The organism is Pandoraea anapnoica (assembly GCF_902459765.1).
GTDB lineage: Bacteria > Pseudomonadota > Gammaproteobacteria > Burkholderiales > Burkholderiaceae > Pandoraea > Pandoraea anapnoica.
This window is the reverse complement of the sequence record NZ_CABPSP010000003.1, coordinates 219,599-236,449: the sequence shown is the minus strand read 5'-3', so window position 1 is coordinate 236,449 and position 16,851 is coordinate 219,599. Positions and strand designations below refer to the sequence as shown.

At 61.9% G+C, this 16,851-nt stretch carries 12 protein-coding genes and 1 tRNA gene; 11 read left to right on the top strand and 2 right to left on the bottom strand.

All coding sequences use genetic code 11. From position 1 onward, the window contains the following. The first annotated feature begins 81 nt into the window (after window positions 1-81). From PAN31117_RS06700 to PAN31117_RS06685, 4 genes are all read left to right on the top strand, one after another. Window positions 82-696, top strand: coding sequence for a pyridoxamine 5'-phosphate oxidase family protein (locus tag PAN31117_RS06700; protein ID WP_150737504.1), 615 nt, complete (start codon window positions 82-84; stop codon window positions 694-696). Window positions 697-798: 102 nt separating this feature from the next. Further along, complete coding sequence (locus tag PAN31117_RS06695) at window positions 799-3,819, top strand: autotransporter family protein (protein WP_150737503.1); 3,021 nt, start codon at window positions 799-801, stop codon at window positions 3,817-3,819. A 40-nt stretch (window positions 3,820-3,859) separates the two neighbouring features. Continuing rightward, window positions 3,860-4,051 carry a hypothetical protein gene (locus tag PAN31117_RS27055; protein ID WP_174990857.1) on the top strand — a complete coding sequence of 64 codons (192 nt, stop codon included), beginning with the start codon at window positions 3,860-3,862 and terminating at the stop codon, window positions 4,049-4,051. A 56-nt stretch (window positions 4,052-4,107) separates the two neighbouring features. Beyond that, on the top strand, window positions 4,108-4,335 hold the full coding sequence (locus tag PAN31117_RS06685) for a hypothetical protein (protein WP_150737502.1): 228 nt from the start codon (window positions 4,108-4,110) through the stop codon (window positions 4,333-4,335). Window positions 4,336-4,397: 62 nt separating this feature from the next. Here the strand turns inward: PAN31117_RS06685 and PAN31117_RS06680 are convergent, their stop codons facing one another. Together PAN31117_RS06680 and ggt are read right to left on the bottom strand one after the other, a co-directional pair. Continuing rightward, complete coding sequence (locus tag PAN31117_RS06680) at window positions 4,398-5,225, bottom strand: HlyD family secretion protein (protein WP_150737734.1); 828 nt, start codon at window positions 5,223-5,225, stop codon at window positions 4,398-4,400. A gap of 218 nt (window positions 5,226-5,443) precedes the next feature. Next, window positions 5,444-7,195: a gamma-glutamyltransferase gene (gene ggt, locus PAN31117_RS06675; RefSeq protein WP_442417689.1), complete on the bottom strand. Its 1,752-nt coding sequence runs from the start codon at window positions 7,193-7,195 to the stop codon at window positions 5,444-5,446. 581 nt (window positions 7,196-7,776) lie between these two features. On the opposite strand from ggt, the gene PAN31117_RS06670 reads away from it, so the two are divergent. From PAN31117_RS06670 to PAN31117_RS06640, 7 genes are all read left to right on the top strand, one after another. After that, window positions 7,777-8,685, top strand: coding sequence for a hypothetical protein (locus PAN31117_RS06670; RefSeq protein ID WP_150737501.1), 909 nt, complete (start codon window positions 7,777-7,779; stop codon window positions 8,683-8,685). 283 nt (window positions 8,686-8,968) lie between these two features. Continuing rightward, window positions 8,969-9,042, top strand: a tRNA-Gly gene (locus PAN31117_RS06665). A 206-nt stretch (window positions 9,043-9,248) separates the two neighbouring features. After that, window positions 9,249-9,830 (top strand): TetR/AcrR family transcriptional regulator, encoded by a 582-nt coding sequence (locus PAN31117_RS06660; protein WP_150737500.1) that lies wholly within the window; start codon window positions 9,249-9,251, stop codon window positions 9,828-9,830. Window positions 9,831-9,958: 128 nt separating this feature from the next. Beyond that, window positions 9,959-11,167 carry an MFS transporter gene (locus PAN31117_RS06655; RefSeq protein WP_246188942.1) on the top strand — a complete coding sequence of 403 codons (1,209 nt, stop codon included), beginning with the start codon at window positions 9,959-9,961 and terminating at the stop codon, window positions 11,165-11,167. Between the two features lie 982 nt (window positions 11,168-12,149). Then, window positions 12,150-12,965 carry a DUF3348 domain-containing protein gene (locus tag PAN31117_RS06650; RefSeq protein WP_150737499.1) on the top strand — a complete coding sequence of 272 codons (816 nt, stop codon included), beginning with the start codon at window positions 12,150-12,152 and terminating at the stop codon, window positions 12,963-12,965. Continuing rightward, window positions 12,946-16,179, top strand: coding sequence for a DUF802 domain-containing protein (locus tag PAN31117_RS06645; RefSeq protein WP_150737731.1), 3,234 nt, complete (start codon window positions 12,946-12,948; stop codon window positions 16,177-16,179). Before PAN31117_RS06650 ends, PAN31117_RS06645 begins: the two co-directional genes overlap by 20 nt. Then, entirely contained in the window at window positions 16,176-16,844 is a 669-nt protein-coding gene (locus tag PAN31117_RS06640) for an OmpA family protein (protein ID WP_039393044.1), read from the top strand. The genes PAN31117_RS06645 and PAN31117_RS06640 overlap by 4 nt, the downstream gene beginning before the upstream one ends. The last annotated feature ends 7 nt before the right edge of the window (window positions 16,845-16,851 follow it).

The window sequence follows — 16,851 nt, the reverse complement described above, 5'->3', positions numbered from 1 at the left end:
CTTCATGTCTGCATTACGCTCGTCAACGTCACCCTCTATACTGCCCGCTGCAACGGACACCTGAAGTGATGAGGCAATGACATGAATCACGATGTGAGCAGCGTCGAACAACTCGAAGCGATCTATGGCGAGCCGGGCGAACGCGCGATCTGGAAGGAACTGACGTACCTCAACGAGGACTATCAGGCGTTCGTGAAAGCCTGTCCGTTCGTGGTGCTGGCGTCCGTCAGCGATGAAGGCACGGACTGCTCGCCCAAGGGCGACCCGGCCGGTTTCGTCCAGATTCTCGACGAACGCACGCTCGCCGTACCGGACCGTCCTGGCAACAATCGCATCGACAATCTGCGCAACATCATTGCCGATCCACGCGTGTCGCTGCTGTTCCTCATCCCCGGCATCGGCGAGACGTTGCGTGTGAACGGCCGGGCGCGCATTTCGGTCGACCCCGACCTGCTCGCGCGCTTCGATGTGAACGGCAAGCTCCCCAAAACGGTGATCCTCGTGTCGATCGATCGCGTGTACTTCCATTGCGCGAAAGCCATCGTCCGCTCCCATCTTTGGGATCAGTCGACGCAGCTCGCCCGCGAATGTCTTCCGAGCACCGGCGCGATGCATCGCCGTCTGAGCGGCGGACATTTCGACGCAGAGACTTACGACCGCGATCTTCAGAAGAACACGGTCGCCGGGTTGTATTGAAGCAGGCAACGCTCGGAACTTTCACTGCATTTCATCAGTTCGTCATGACTCCGATGAATACTCCGGGACTTCGACCAAGTTCCAAAGAGGACATCGGAGTCTATGAAACCCATCGCCATTCTGGCAGGCGTCATCGCGCTTTTCGCCGAGCAGCACGCTCTCGCCGCTAATTTCCAAATCATCAACGGGCAGACGATCACCGCAGGGCAGACGTTGTCGAGCGGCCAAACCGGCACGATCAACAGCGGCGGCACCTTGCTAGTCAGCGGCGGCACCGTGGGCATTACGGCCACCGGCAACGCCACTATCGTCAACAACGGCACGATCAACATGACGGGCACCGGCCGGGCCATTCGTGACAACACGGGTGTGTCGCTCACGGTCACGAACGGTGTCGGCGCAAGCATGACGACGTTCGACGCCGACGTGATCCAGATGAACAAGGCGAACGGCAGCATCGTCTTCAACAACTACGGCACGCTCACGTCAACCAACAATTCCGGTAGCGGCAATCAGGCCATCGACTTCAACGCCATCACGACCGGCACCAACGTTCTCAACAACTTTGCGGGCGGTGTCATTCAGGCGAACGAAGCCGACGCGGTACGCCCCGGCGTGAATGGCGTGGTCAACAACGCGGGCATCATTCGTTCGACGGTGAACCCTGGCAGCACGAGCAGCAGCGACGGCGTCGACGCGCAGGCCAACAGCGGCATCACCGTCAACAACACGGGCAGCGGCCTGATTCAGGGGGCGCGCCATGGCATTACGGGCGGCGTCGATACGACGACCGACGGCACGTTCACGCTGAGCGTCACCAACAGCGCCGGCGCCACGATTCAGGGCATGAACGGCTCCGGTATCAACATCGACGGCTTTAACGCAAAGGAAGTCGTCACCATCGTCAACGCGGGCACGATCGTCGGCAATGGTGTGACGGGCGATGGCGACGGCGTGGATGTCGACGGCATCGTCAACATCACCAACTCGGGCACGATTCGCGGCGCACGCGCCAACAACGACGTCAGCGAAGGCGTCACCGTGGGCGGCGGCACCATCGTCAACAGCGGCACCATCGTCGGCGAGAACACGCCAGGCGGCATCGGTCGCGGCATCACGCTCGCGGGGGTCGACAAGGATCCCATCACCAAAGCGCCCATCGCGCCGCAGGGCATCTACACGAACACGACCATCGTCAACAGCGGTCTCATTCGCGGCCAGAGCGACTCGGCGATTGCCGTGACGGGCGGCCGCAACGCCTTCACCGTCACCGTCATCAACCAGGCCAGCGGCGTGCTCGAAGGCGGCGGTGCCACGGCGGCGGTCGTGAATACCGGCGCGAACGATGCCACCGTGATCAACTACGGCACGATCACGGCCGACCAAAGCGGCCGCGCCGTGGATCTCGGCAGCGGCAACAGCAATCTCCAGATTCTGGGCGGCGCGGCGGTGGTGAATGGCGACGTGTCCGGCGGCACCGGCACCAGCACGCTGACGATCACGCCGGGTACAGGAAACGCATTCAACTACAACGGCGCGATTTCCAACTTCTCGGCAGTCTCGCTCGGTGCGGGCACGATAACGCTCAACGGTGCGAGCACTTACGCGGGCGCAACGTCGATTGCCAGCGGTGCGACAGTCCTTGTCGGCGACGCCTCGCATCGCAGCGCAACGCTGGGCAGCGGCATGACGAGCGTCGCCTCCGGTGCGACGCTCGGTGGTTACGGCGGCGTGCTCGGCAGCGTGACGAACGCGGGCATCATCGCGGTCGGCAGCGCGTCGCTGGGTGCTACGCCGGGTGCACTCGGCACGTTCACCATCGCGGGCGATTACGTCGGCAACAACGGCACGGCGCTGTTCGGTGCGACGGTCGCGCCGGATGGCTCCACCGCATCGGACAAGCTGGTCATCAACGGAAATGCGAGCGGCACGACGCTGCTCAAGCTCACGGTCTCGGGGACGGGCGTGCCCACATCTGGGGCGGGCATTCAACTGGTGCAGGTCAACGGGACGGCCTCTGACGGCGCCTTCAAGCTCGCGGCGCCCATTCAGGCAGGTGCGTATCAGTACCTGCTTCGCAAGGTCGGTCCGGTGGGCGGCGATCCAAGCTGGTACTTGTCGACGTCGTACGCTTCGGGCCAGACGGCCTATCGCGCCGCAGCCGTCGGCTACGCGATGACGCCGCAATTGAACAGCGACTTCGGTTACACGATGCTGGGCCGCTTGCAGGAGCGCATGGGCAGTGTGCGCGGTGTGAGCGTGCCGGGCGAGGATGCATCGAACGGTGTGTGGGGACGTTTATACGGCAAGACGATGGACGCCACGCTGTCGGGCCGCTTCGGTGCGGACGAACGCATGTTCGCGGCGCAGTTCGGCCGCGACTGGCGCCTGAACATGGATGCCTCGGGGATGGGCGGCAGCGCGCTCGTGGGGCTGACGGCGACGTTCGGGACGGCCTCGGCGTCGTTCTCCGACAGCGCGCGCACGCAGGACCCGACGCTCTCCGCCGCGACAGGCACTGTTTCGATGCAAGCGCAATCGGTCGGTGCTTACTGGACGCGCATTCTGCCGCAAGGCGCCTTCATCGACGTCACGACGCAGTTCTCGCACTATCGCAACAAGTACAGCGACGTCGCTGGCGTGGGCGCGACGCAGAACGGCTTCGGTGCGGCGTTGTCGGGCGAGGTCGGCCATCGCTTCTCGATTCTGGGGTCGGGCTTCACCGTCGAGCCGCAAGTGCAACTGGCGTATCAGTACCTGCATCTGAACGGCTTCAGCGACAGCGTGTCGTCGGTGTCGGGCAATACGACGAATGCCCTGCGCGGCCGCGTGGGCGTGAAGCTCAACACGCCGGATCTGGGCAATGCGGTGGGTGTCGGCTCGGCCTCGCCGTATCTGAGCGTCGACGTGGTCCACGACTTCTTGTCGCCGGGTGCGACCAACGTAGGCGGTGCGACGTTCGACAGCAGCCTGGCGAAGACGTGGTACGAACTCGGCGCAGGCGTCGAAGCGACGCTGGGCCGCACGTCTTCCTTGTACGCTGGTGTGAAGTACGCGCGCAACATGGGCGGCGACTATCGTCGTAACGTCTACGGGCAGGTGGGGTATCGGTATCGGTGGTAATGCCAATGCGACGCGCCTGGGGTGGAGAAGTCACGCTCGCGTGCGTGCCGAAGCGGATTTCGGGCTGAACTATCTCGGCGCGCAGGAAGACACGATCGAGTTCGAACCGATTCCGAAGGAGCCAACCGTCGGTCTGATTCGTCGGCGGGGGCTGGTGCTATCCAGCGCGGCTCAGCAGCTTTACGACACTGTTCTTGGGTTTGCGGGCGGAAAGCCGAGGTCGGGACTTTAAACGCACGTTACGTATACGCGTGCTAGGATTAGTCTCCAGTAGTCGGAGTTCGCCACATGCTAACGCAGTTGCATAAACAGTACCGCCAGCGAACGTACATGATTCGCGTAGCACCGAACGGGGTCTCGGGATGGAGAGCTGTCGCATCGATAGGTCACATGGAGAACGGCGTGTTCTTCACGGACTTCTCCAAAATCACCGGGCTATCGGGTCACTCACCGGATGACGCGTGGGTGCGCGCCGAAGCGCAGGTGCTGGCGTTCATCGATAAGATCGAGGGGTGAGGTTTGGGGTGAATTGGCCCGTTGGCCTATCGCCCCAATTCACAGCTCCGAATCGCAGCCGACTACTTGCTCGCTACGATACTGTCCGGCACGTTGAGTACTGCATGAACGTGATCGTCTCCACGGTGGTTCAGCAGATCCTGAAGGTTCTGCTGCCAGTTTCGATCCTGTCGTACGGTACTGCCATCTTGCTTCGCGAGCTCAACACCCACCCAGGCAGGCACGACTTGCTTATCCCGGACATACCACCGGAAAACTTCGCTCGCCCCGGTGACGCCGCCGTACGTCTTGTCGATTTGCGCGAGCGCGTCCTTCTCCTGCTGCTCAAATCGGGCACGTTCCTGCTGCACGCCGGACTGTCCGCCTCGCGCATCGTTGAGCGCTTGTTGGGCGCGATTGACCGCAGATTGTGCAGCCTCCATTGCGCTGTCGCGGTTGACAATGGATTGTTTGAGCGCCTCCGGCGTATTCGGCATCGGGCCTGAGCCATTGGCCTGCAATTCTGAGAGTTGACGCTGAGCGTCCGCGAGTTGCTTCTCCAAAGCCTCAGGATCACGCTGACGGAGGGACTCGGCGGATTGATCGAGGCCGTTGTAGTAGCCCTGGAAATCGCGCTGCGTATCGGTGATCTTCTGCTGACGGAATGCGGCAAGCAGCGGCGCACCGTTCTTCAACTCGCAACGGTATTCCACGACGGTTCGGTTCGCATCGTCCTTGAATGTGCTCCAGCTATCCTTATCGCACGAGGCGCGGCTCGACAGCGCGCTTTCGTAGGTATGTGTCGAATCCTGCGGCACGACAGCCGACTTAACCGTATCGATTTCCGAGTGACCGCAACCGGCCAACGCTGCGCTCAGGAATGCGGCCGACGCAAGCGTTGTGACTTTCATGTTCATCATCAGTGAAAAAACAAAAGAATGTTGGCGAGCGAAATTTATCGAGTCTCGCTTGTCGGATACGGACAGCGCTGCGGGCAAGATAACGCAGACTTGATCTACAAATAACGGCACAAAATCAGGAAATCTTGATATGTCCGGGTGGGAAGTCCGACGAAATATTTCACAGTGATCCGCGCCGAACGGCAATCGATGTCCGGCGCGCGTTAAGCTCAGTAGCCTGCAACCAATCCGTCGCCGCGCAGGTCGGCTGCGCCTTGCAGCTCGCCCGAGACCGGATCGATCAGGATTGCACCCGCGTGGCCCATCGTATCGGTGAAGGGTTCGACGACTTTGACGGGATGGCCTCGCTGCTTCAGTGCCTCCGAGACTGCCGTCGGTACACGCGCTTCGATCTTGAGATCGTTCGACGACACACCCCAGGTCCGGCCGTACAACCAGCGCGGCGCATTGATCGCGGCCTGCGGCGAGAGGCCGAAGTCGACGATGCGTGTGACGATGGCCGCCTGCGTCTGCGGTTGTCCCTCGCCGCCCATCGTTCCGTAGACCAGATACGGCTTGCCGTCCTTCATCAGCATGGCGGGGTTGAGCGTATGGAAGGTGCGCTTGTGGGGGGCGAGGTGGTTGATGTGGCTCGGGTCGAGCGAGAAGAACGAACCGCGATTCTGCAGGAGAATACCGGTTCCCTTTGGCACGATGCCGGAGCCGAAATCGTAATAGATGCTCTGGATCAGCGAGACGGCGTTTCCGTCGCCATCGACGACACCGAACCAGACGGTATCGCCCTTCGGGTCCATCGGCTTGACCTCATTGTTGGCGCGGCGCATGTCGATACGCGCGGCCTGCGCCGTGCCGTGCTTGACGGACAGCAGGTCGGCCAGCGGAATATCGACGAAGTCCGGATCGGCCAGATATTTGTCGCGGTCTGCGAAGGCCTGCTTGGTCGCCTCCACGAGGAGATGATAGTAATCGGCCGAGCCTTCGCCCAATGCCTTCACATCGAATCGATTCAGGATGTTCAGAATTTCCAGCGAGGCAAACCCTTGTGTATTCGGCGGGAAATTGTAGGCGTCGAAACCCCGGTACTTCACCGAGATCGGCTTCACCCAATCGGCACGATGACGGGCGAAATCCTCACGCGTGAGCAATCCGCCATTGGCCTGCAGGTCCTTGACGATCTTCTCGGCGACCTCGCCCTTGTAGAACACCTGTGCACCTTGCTCGGCAATCTGCGTGAGCGTGTTCGCCAGCTCCGGCTGATTGAGGCGCTCTCCTGATGGGTAGGGCGAGCCGTCGGGTTTCAGGAAGATTTGCCGGAAGCCATCGAACTGTTGAAGGTTGCGAAACACTTTATCGGTGGTATCGACGTTGATAGCCGACCACTTTGCCAGCGACGGCGTGACGATGAAGCCGTCTTTAGCGTAGTGGATGGCGTCTTGCAGCAGGTCGCGCCACGGGAGGCTTCGTCCCATGCTGGCGTGGGCGTATCGATATGCCTCGTCCCATCCGGAGACTGCGCCGGGCACGGTATTAACCGACAGATAACCGCGTGGCGGGATCGTGGTAAGGCCCTTGTCTTTGTAGAACTGAATGGTGGCGCGTTCGCCGGCTCGGCCGCTGGCGTTCAGTGCGCGAAGCTCGTGGGTTCTGGCGTTGTAGATGAGCCAGAAGTTGTCGCCGCCGATGGTGTTCATCTGAGGGTAGACGACGGCGATGGTGGACGCGACGGCAATCGCCGCATCGACGGCATTCCCGCCTTGCTGAAGCACCTTCAATCCGGCTTGTGTCGCCAGATAGTTCGACGATGTAACCATGCCGCCGGTGGCCATCGGGTTCGCGCATTGCGCGACGGTTTCGCAATACGGGCTATGCGCGCCTGTCGAATCCGCCGACATCGCTCCGAAGGACAGTGCCGCCAATCCGGTTGCGGCCACCCAATGTGTGTACCGAGAAATGCCTTTCATCTACGTCTCCCTTTATCTATTTCGTTTAACTGACCATCTCCTTTTGAATTACAAGTTAGATATATCCGATAAAAAACATCGGTGAATCCGCAATGCTACGTGCGATCGATACGCAAAAATACTGATCGCAAACGCACATGAGGAAAGGGAATGATTTGGGGGATTCAGGTACGTCCCTAGGTAGATTCGCTGCAAGCCTAGATCGGTAGATCCGCGTATTCAGTGGTGTTTTCTTCGGACCGACATCTCCGGGGTACGATTACTGCGGCATGTTGTCGCCCAGATTTCGTGTTGTCGCTTCGCAACCCTGAAACGAGAATAATGAGCACATCTCCCGATCCGACCTCGCGTCCATCGTCTATCGTCGACGTGGAGTGCCTGCGGTCTGAGCTTGAAGTAACTGAATCGTGCAGGACAAAATCAACAAGCGAATGGCGAACGATCGGTACCTCGATATCGCGGTCGACAAAAGCGTTTGGGACATGGGACAAGCTAGGTAGTCATCCACCAAATGGATGATGTAGTCGCGAAGATCAGAATTGTATGATCCCAAAAGTAGAAATTAGACGTCGGGGATTCGTGTGAGAAAAAATCTTTTGCGACGGCTTCAAATCACGGCGGCGACAAGCCTTGCCGCTATTTTGGCGGGCCGTGGCCTGCCCGGCCCCACGCACAAGAGCAACGCCCAGATCGCGTTGGATAACCGCCCCGATTGCAGCGTCTTTGGTGTTTGGGAACACTACACTTGGTCAGGCGAATGCCAAGGGGGGTTCGCCAACGGGCAGGGCACGCTGCTCGGTTACGCTGGCTCAACGTTGATGCTTCGCTACGATGGCGAGATGAAGGCGGGTCTTCGCGACGGCATGGGCGAAATGTGGATCAATGGAGACAAGATTCATGGCGGCCCGACCACACGCTCCGGACGCTTTTCCCGCGGGAATCTTTTAACCGGGGCGGAAACGAACAACTACAGCGTTCGAAATTATTCGAATGGCGAAAACGCCAGTACGACCTATATCTCCGATAAAAGCGAGTCCACATCAGGGGTCGGCTCGATGACGGCAAGCCTACTTGGTGCAGTTGCTCTGGGTGCAGCGGCCGGTAGCAGTAAGAATGCGGCGCAGCTTCAAGCAGTGGGCTCCGCGCTACAGGGCACGGCATCAGCAGGTACTCCTGGACGTTCGGCTTCGGCGGGGACGAACATGGGGGCAACCAGTGCCGATTCCAGCCCACCTGTCAATGGCTGTGCACGACTGGTGCCGGTATACAAGTCGGCATACAACGACGCCGATATGTTCATCGAGAACACCTGCTCGTATCCAATCGTCGTTGTCGTATGCGATGTGGCGGCGACATCGCAGTCCTGCACGCACCAGTATTCGCAAGTCAAACCCAATGCCAGGTATGGACTTGGAGGTGGGTTCCTCCCCAAGAGAACGTATGCATCCTTCAGTTGCCAAAAATCCGTTCTATCCCAACGTCCGGCTTAGCGGCGGAGCGCTGTCGGGTGGATGCACCAGTGTTCCAGCCTATTAGCCACCGCCCAAGCCCTTTTCCACTTGGTCGAGATAACGGCTATGAAATGCTTCTCTATCAAAGTTCTTATCTAAGCGACGAACGAAGCCCGAACACCGCCTGAAACCAGACCAAAGGGAACCCGGAAAAGCGCCTGCGATGGGAATCGGTCCCAAGGCTCTCACCCCAAAATCGTACCCACCTACGAAACACCCAGATTGCCAAACTCCCCCAACCCCGCTTAGAATGTCGGTCTTCGCGGGCGTCGTATAATGGTAATACCCTAGCTTCCCAAGCTAGAGCCGTGGGTTCGATTCCCATCGCCCGCTCCAGAGAATTTTCGAGAAAGCCGTCCTTGTGACGGCTTTTTTGTTTTCTGACGCCGCTCGCCGTCACCCACTCCCCACGTCGTTCATACAAACCCACAACCAACATCCGGTTATTTGAACGAACGGTAAAAAATCACCTATAGTCACGCATCGGACTGGTGCCTCGTGGCACCGGCTATTTCCATTCCTCCAGAACGACGAGGTCCATCATGAGCGGAAGACCCAGAGAATTCGATGACGCAGCCGTCATCGACGCCGCCATGGACGTCTTCTGGACGAACGGCTATGAAGGCACCTCCGCGCAGGCGCTCGTCGAATGCACCGGCCTCGGACGCGGTAGCCTCTACAACGCCTTCGGCAGCAAGCTCAATCTCTATCACGAAGCCCTTGAGCGCTATCAGACGCTCGGCCTTCAGAAGCAAGTCGACATTCTCAACGGCAACGGTCCCGTCAAGGATCGTCTGCGCACGCTCATGCAATGGGGCATCGACGACGATCTCGATCCCGAGAAGCAACGCGGCTGTATGTCCCTGTTCGCGGCCTTCGAGCGCGGTGCCAAGGACGAACGCGTCCGCCAGATCAGCCAGGCCTACTTCGTCCGCTTCGAACAAGTGCTCGTGCATCTGATCGCCGTCGGACAACACAACGGCGAACTGTCCACCGAGCGCTCCCCGGTCGTCGTTGCCCGCACGTTTCTGTCGAGCTACTACGGCCTGCGCGCGCTGGGACGCACCGTCTGCGACCGCGCGTTCCTCGAAGGCATCATGGAAGGCATACTGGCTCAGCTCTGACGGACAACCACGCTCAGTCCGCACACCCGACACTTTCTCGCGCAGCACGTCACCCACAACACCCAACAATTGCCCCCCCCTCGCGGGTCGTTATTCCGCCCACGAATATGGAATGAATGTTAAAGAATATGACGCAAAAATCCGCAATGCCCCCCGTCGTCTACTTGTTAGGACTGACCGTCTTCGCCATGACCACGGCCGAGTTCATGGTCGCAGGGATGATGCCCGCGCTGGCCGATGCGATGAACGTCGGTATCGGCAAGATCGGCAGCCTGATTTCGCTCTATGCCCTCGGCATGACCATCGGCGGCCCGGTGCTCACCGCCGTGTTGCTCGCACTGCGCACGCCGCATAAGCGCGCCCTCATCTGGCTGCTCGCGATCAACGTGGCAGGCGGCGTACTGGCCGCAATGTCGACCCGCTATGAAATGATGGCCGTCGCTCGCATCATCATGGGCGTGGCCAGCTCGGCAACGTTCGGGGTCGCGCTCACGCTCTGTGCCGATCTCGTCGCGCCGTCGGTGCGCGGACGCGCCGCCTCCTTCGTGCTCGGCGGCCTGATGTTCTCGCCAGTGATCGGTGTGCCGCTCACCGCCTTCATCGAACAACACTACGGCTGGCGCGCCAGCTTCTGGCTCGTCGCTGTGCTCGCTGCACTTTGCACCGTCGCGATTGCGCTGTGGGCACCGGCCGACCATAAACAGGACGGGGCAGACGCTGAAGTCGTCAGCCTGTCCGGCGAATTCCGTTCGTTGCTGAATCGTCCGCTGTGGGCCGCGTTTGCGACGAGCGGGTTGATCATCGGCGCGACGTTCGCTGCGTTCAGCTATTTCTCGCCGATCTTTTTGAATGTGGCCGGTGTGTCCGCCACCTCGATTCCGAATCTGCTCGCGATGTACGGCATCGCGAACATCATCGGCAACGCCGTCGTCGGACGCTTCGCCGACCGTCACACGCTCACGGTGCTGGTGGCCGGTTTGTCAGTGCTCGCACTCGCCCTGATCAGCTTTGCGCTTTGGGCCGAACTGACGCCGGTCGGTGTCGCCGCGTTCGCCGCCATCGGCCTGACGGGGGTCTCGCTCAATCCGGCAATGGTCGCGCGAGTGATGCGCACCGCAGCGCCGGGGCCGCTCGTCAATACGATGCATACGTCGGTGATTACTGCGGGCCTCGCCTTCGGGACGTGGGCCGGTGGTGCCGCGATCGATGCGGGCTACAGCATGCGCGCGCCTTTGTGGATTGGCGCAGCGATGGCCGCCGTCGGTCTCGCCAGTTTGTTGCCCTACCTTCGGACGGGTCTTGCACAAGCCTCCGAAACGGTCTGCTCGACGACCTGAACCGAATCAGAAGACGGTGGCAGCGAAGTCCGAGAAGAAGTTGTGTAGAGACTCGGAATCGCTGCCCCAGGCCACTGCGTTCATCACCAGATTAGTAATAACTCCCCATCCCATCTCACACCTCCGGACATTGCTCGATTCGGTGGCTCGACACGTGAGCGCTTAGGAAAAAAGCGCGATCACCTGAGAAATGAACTGCTTCACCGGTGCGGCCCGACTTGCCCAGGTACCCGCTGCCACCATTCCGTCACACATGAATGCGATTGCAGACATTTCACCCCTCCTGCCATTGATGACTTCCGTTGCGCCAATCGCGCATTACATGAAGATATTGACAGTCTCGGCCAGGAACTTGGCGACAGGTCCCACCGCACGTGCCCAGCTTCCCACCGTGACCAGACCATCGCAGAAGAGTCCAAGAGCAGCCATTTCACACCTCCAGTTTTGTTTCGATGTTTCGCGTTAATCGCGGGAAATTTCAGAACAGCGCCAGCACATCGTTGAAGAACTTCGCCACCGGGGCAGCCCGGCTTGCCCACGTGCCTACGGTCACCAGTGCGTCGCAGATCGGTCCGATTGCAGCCATTTCACACCTCCAGTCTTGTTTCGTTGTTTCGCGCTGGTCGCGGGAAATTTCAGAACAGCGCCAGCACGTCGTTGAAGAACTTGGCCACCGGGGCAGCCCGGCTTGCCCACGTGCCTACGGTCACCAGTGCGTCGCAGATCGGTCCGATTGCAGCCATGTCACACCTCCGGTTTCGTTTCGTTTGTTTCGCGTTTGTCGCGGGTTGAGTGAAAGATAAACCTCGGGTCGGCACCTGAAAACTGAGATAAATCACAGTCGGCGTCCGGCGGGGCTTTCAGAGGGGTTTCAGGGGGCATTCGGGCGCTTTGCTCGCCCGTCAATCCCCCGACCGGGCGGCCAGTGGGGGGCGCGGCGCGCGCGCAGTGTAAACTGCTGGGTTTTCGACCCCCCAGTGGAATGGTGCAAGTGTCCCGGCGTCCCGTTATCAGCGCCCCAACACTCATACGCTCGCTGGCCCGCCTGAGCTCGTTCGCGCCCCCGGAGGCCGCGCCGTCGCTCTCGGACCGACTGAGCCAGTGGTTGGGCTGGACCGACGCCATCGCTTTGTCGTCGGCCCTTAAAGCCAACCCAGCCAACCCGCCGGCGGCAACGCTCGGCGCGCGTGCGGCTGCGCAGAGCCCGGCAGGCGAACTGGCACGTGTGCGCGTCGACCTCGCCGCCGCCATCGCCCGCGATTGCGGACTGGCGGCCGCGCCCGGCGGGCAGATCCGCTCACTGAGCGCTGCCGAGCGTCAGCGGGCGGCCTCGTTTGCGGAGTTTCCGGCGTATCGCCAGCGCTACGCGACGTCGCAACAGACGATGGACACGGCGATCAGCGCCCTGCGCACCCGCCTTCGCGCCCAATTGGCCACGATGTCGCCTGACGCCGCGCGTCTCGCCAGCGTCGACGCCGTTATGGAGCGTGTGATGGGTGCACGTGAGCGCACACTGCTCGCGAGCGTGCCGAATCTGCTCGAAGGGCACTTCGTGCGTCTGCGAGACACCGAGCAGGCCGCGATGGCGGCCCCGCGCGTGCCCGGCGCACCGCCGCTCGCGCCCGCAGGCACCTGGCTAGACACCTTCCACCGGGACATGCAGAGCGTTTTGCTCGCAGAACTGGATATCCGCCTGGAACCGATCGAAGGGCTGATTGCCGCCCTCGCCTCGGTCACTCCCGGCGAAAACGTTAGTGAACCCGGACAACATGACCCGTTTGCCACGCTACCTCGTTGATCTCATTGCCTTTGTCGCAGGTCTTGCCGTCGTCGGCTGGATCGCCATCGGCTATGCCGGTACCAATACCCTCGCGCTCGCCGTCGCTCTGCTGATCGCGGCGGTCTATCTCTTCGGCGCGCTCGAACTCAAACGCTTTCATCAGTCGACGAACGCCCTCGCCAGTGCCGTCTCCGGACTGAGCGCACCGCCCGCATCCCTCCCGGCGTGGCTTGAGACGTTACCCGTCGGTCTGCGCACCGCTGTGCGTCTGCGCGTGGAAGGCGAACGCGTCGGCCTGCCCGGCCCGGCGCTCACGCCCTATCTCGTCGGCCTGCTCGTGCTGCTCGGCATGCTCGGCACCTTCCTCGGTATGGCCGCCACGCTGCGTGGCACCGGCATCGCGCTCGAAGGCGCGACCGATCTGCAAGCGATTCGCGCCTCGCTCGCCTCGCCGGTCAAGGGACTCGGCTTCGCGTTCGGAACGTCGGTCGCGGGTGTCGCTACGTCGGCCATGCTCGGCCTGCTCGCCGCACTCGCGCGCAAGGAACGCGCACAGGTCGTGCAATCGCTCGACGCGCGCATCGTCACGACGCTGCGCGGCTTCTCGCAGCAGCACCAACGCGAAACCACGCTGCAACTGCTTCAACAACAAGCGACGGTCATGCCCGCCCTCGTCGACCGTCTGCAAGACATGATCGCCGCGATGGAGCGCCAGAGTCAGGCGCTCGGCGAACGCCTCGTCGCCAATCAGGACGCCCTGCACGCCAAGACGGATGCGTCTTACGCACAACTCACCAGCGCGATGCAGCAGTATCTGAAGGATAGCGTCGCCACCACAGCAAGCGCCGCCGGTGCAGCGATTCGTCCGGAAGTCGAAGCGACGATGGCGAGCCTCGCGCGCGAAACTGCCACGTGGCATCAGACCGTTTCGAGCGCCGTGCAAGACCGTATGGATGGCCTGTCGGATCGCTTCGAAGCCACGACGGCGCGCGTCGCCGGCGTCTGGAAAGACTCCCTCGACGCTCAGTTGCGCACCAATGAATCGCTCGCGACCGATCTGCGCTCGGCACTTGGCGATTTCACGCAGACGTTCGAGACCCGCTCATCGCAACTGGTCGATGATGTGGCCGCACGCCTCGAAACCGTGACTGCCCAGGTCAGCAGCGCACAGACCGGTGTTGCGCAAACGTGGGAAACGTCGCTTGCCGCGCAACAGCGCAGCAACGATACGCTCTCCGAGAACCTCGGCATGGCGCTCGCGCACTTCTCCCAGACCTTCGAAGCGCGCTCGGCCAAGCTGGTCGAGGATGTCGCGGCTCGCCTGGAGGCCACGACGGGCCGCATCGACGCCGCCCACGCGAACGTCGCCCAGACATGGGAGACGTCGATCGCCACGCAACAACGCACCAACGACGCCCTCGCTGAAAACCTCGGCACGGCGCTCACGCAATTCGCACAGACCTTCGAGACGCGTTCGACAAAGCTCGTCGACGACGTCGCCGCTCGCCTCGACACCACGACAGGACAGGTCAACGCCGCACACACGAGCATCGCCCAGACGTGGCAAACGTCGCTCGCCACGCAGCAGCAAACCAACGACAAGCTCGCCAGAGAACTCGGCGCAACGCTTGCGCAATTCACCGAGTCGTTCGAAACGCGCTCCGCGAGTCTGCTTGGCGACGTCATCACGCGGCTCGACAGCGCAACGGGCAGCATCGCCACGGCACAGACGACCGTCGCGCAAGCGTGGGAGCGGGCGCTTGGCCAGCAACAGCAATCGCACGACACGCTCACGCAGTCGCTCGGCGCGGCACTGGAACGCTTCGCGCAAACGTTCGAAGCGCGCTCAAGCGCTCTGCTGGCGGATGTCGCCGCCAAGCTCGATGCTGCGAGCGGCAATGTCAGCGGCGCACATGAGCGCGTCGCCTCGGCATGGGAGCAATCGATCGGGCTGCAAAAGCAGGCCAACGACGCACTGAACACCGAACTCGCCGCCGCCCTTGCGCGCTTCACGGAAACCTTCGAGCAACGCGCCGCCCATCTGATCGACGGCGTAAGCCAGCGCACGGAAGGCGCAATGCACAGCGTGTCGGAGACGGCCGCGGTCGTGTCGGGCGAATGGAAGCAGGCCCTCGTCGCGCAACAATCGGCGAACGACGCGCTCGCCACCGAACTCGCCGCCGCCCTCGCGCGCTTCGCTGAAACGTTCGAATCGCGGGCGTCGCAATTGCTGCAAAACGTCTCGATGCAACTGGACTCGACGTCTTCCAACGTCGCTCAGACCTGGCGCGACGTCATCGCAGAACACACACGCACAAGCGAACGTCTGGCCGACGGCAATCAGCAACTCGTCGCGGCGACGACCAGCGCATTTACCGAACACAGTGCGTCGCTGCTGCAAGCCCTCAGCGCCGCCAACACCGCGCATCACGACGCCACCGCCGAGCGCGAAACGCAGCGCCTGTCCGTCTGGACGGAAACGCTCGAAGGCACGCTGTCCACGCTGCGCTCGGAATGGCAGCAGGTCGGCGCACAAACCGCCAACCAGCAACAGGCGATTTGCGACACGCTCGCCCGCACCGCGCTGGAGATGTCGGAACAGACGCGCGCCAGCGCCAGCGACACAATCGCGGAAATCTCGCGTCTGGTGCAGACGGCTTCGGAAGCCCCTAAGGCGGCCGCCGAAATCATCGGCGAACTGCGTCAGAAGCTCTCGGACAGCATGGTCCGCGACAACGCCATGCTCGAAGAGCGCTCGCGACTGCTCGACACGCTGGGCACGCTGCTCGACACCGTCAAACACGCGGGCAACGAACAACGTGCCGCCGTCGACGAACTCGTCACGACCTCCGCGCAACTGCTGGAACGCGCGAGTGCAAACCTCGGCGACGCCATCGCCGCGCAGACGGAGAAGCTCACGGAAGCGTCCGCACAGGTCACTGGCAGCGTGGTGGAAATCGCCAGCCTCGGCGACGCCTTCGGTGCCGCCGTCCAGTCGTTCGGCGAATCGAACACGCAACTGCTGGCGCATCTGCAACGCATCGAGGCTGCGCTCGACAAGTCGATGGCGCGCAGCGACGAACAACTCGGGTACTACGTCGCACAGGCACGCGAAGTGGTGGAGCTGAGCGTGATGTCGCAAAAGCAGATCCTCGAGAACCTTCAGGATCTCGCGCAGGTGCGCTCGCAAGCCGCACAAGCAGGTATGCAACCGGGTAGCGTGGCAGCATGAGAGACGAATTCGACGCGGATATCGCGGACGCGGGCGACGTAGGCGCCGCCGCGCCGACGTGGGCCGTCTTCGGCGATCTGATGTCGGTGATGCTCGGCGCTTTCGTGCTCATCATGCTCGGCGTGATCGGCGTGCAGATCGAGCTTTCGGCGAAGCTGGAACGCGAAGTGAAGGAGCGCCAGGTCGAAACGCAGCGCCGCGAGACGCTTGAGAAAGCGCTCGCCGGACCGCTCGCAGGTGGCCGCGTGACGCTCGTAAACGGTCGCATCGGTATCAGCGGCAACGTGCTCTTCGCCCTGAACTCAGACCAGTTACAGCCGCAAGGCCGTGAAGTGTTGCGCAGTCTGGCCGCGCCGCTGGCCGCCTATCTGCGCGCGAGCGACGAAATCCTCATGGTCAGCGGCTTCACCGACGACCAGCAAGTGCGCGAGACGAACCGTCGCTTTGCCGATAACTGGGAGTTGTCGGCACAACGGGCGCTGACCGTCACGCGCGAGCTGATCGCGGCCGGGGTGCCGCCGTCCTCCGTGTTCTCAGCCGCATTTGGTGCCGAACAACCGGTGACGTCCAACGCCGACGAAGCCGGGCGCGCAAAGAACCGCCGCGTGGAAATCGCGCCGATGCCGCGCAGCAGTGCCGGTAACGCTGGCAAACCGAAAGCGTGACGGTGCG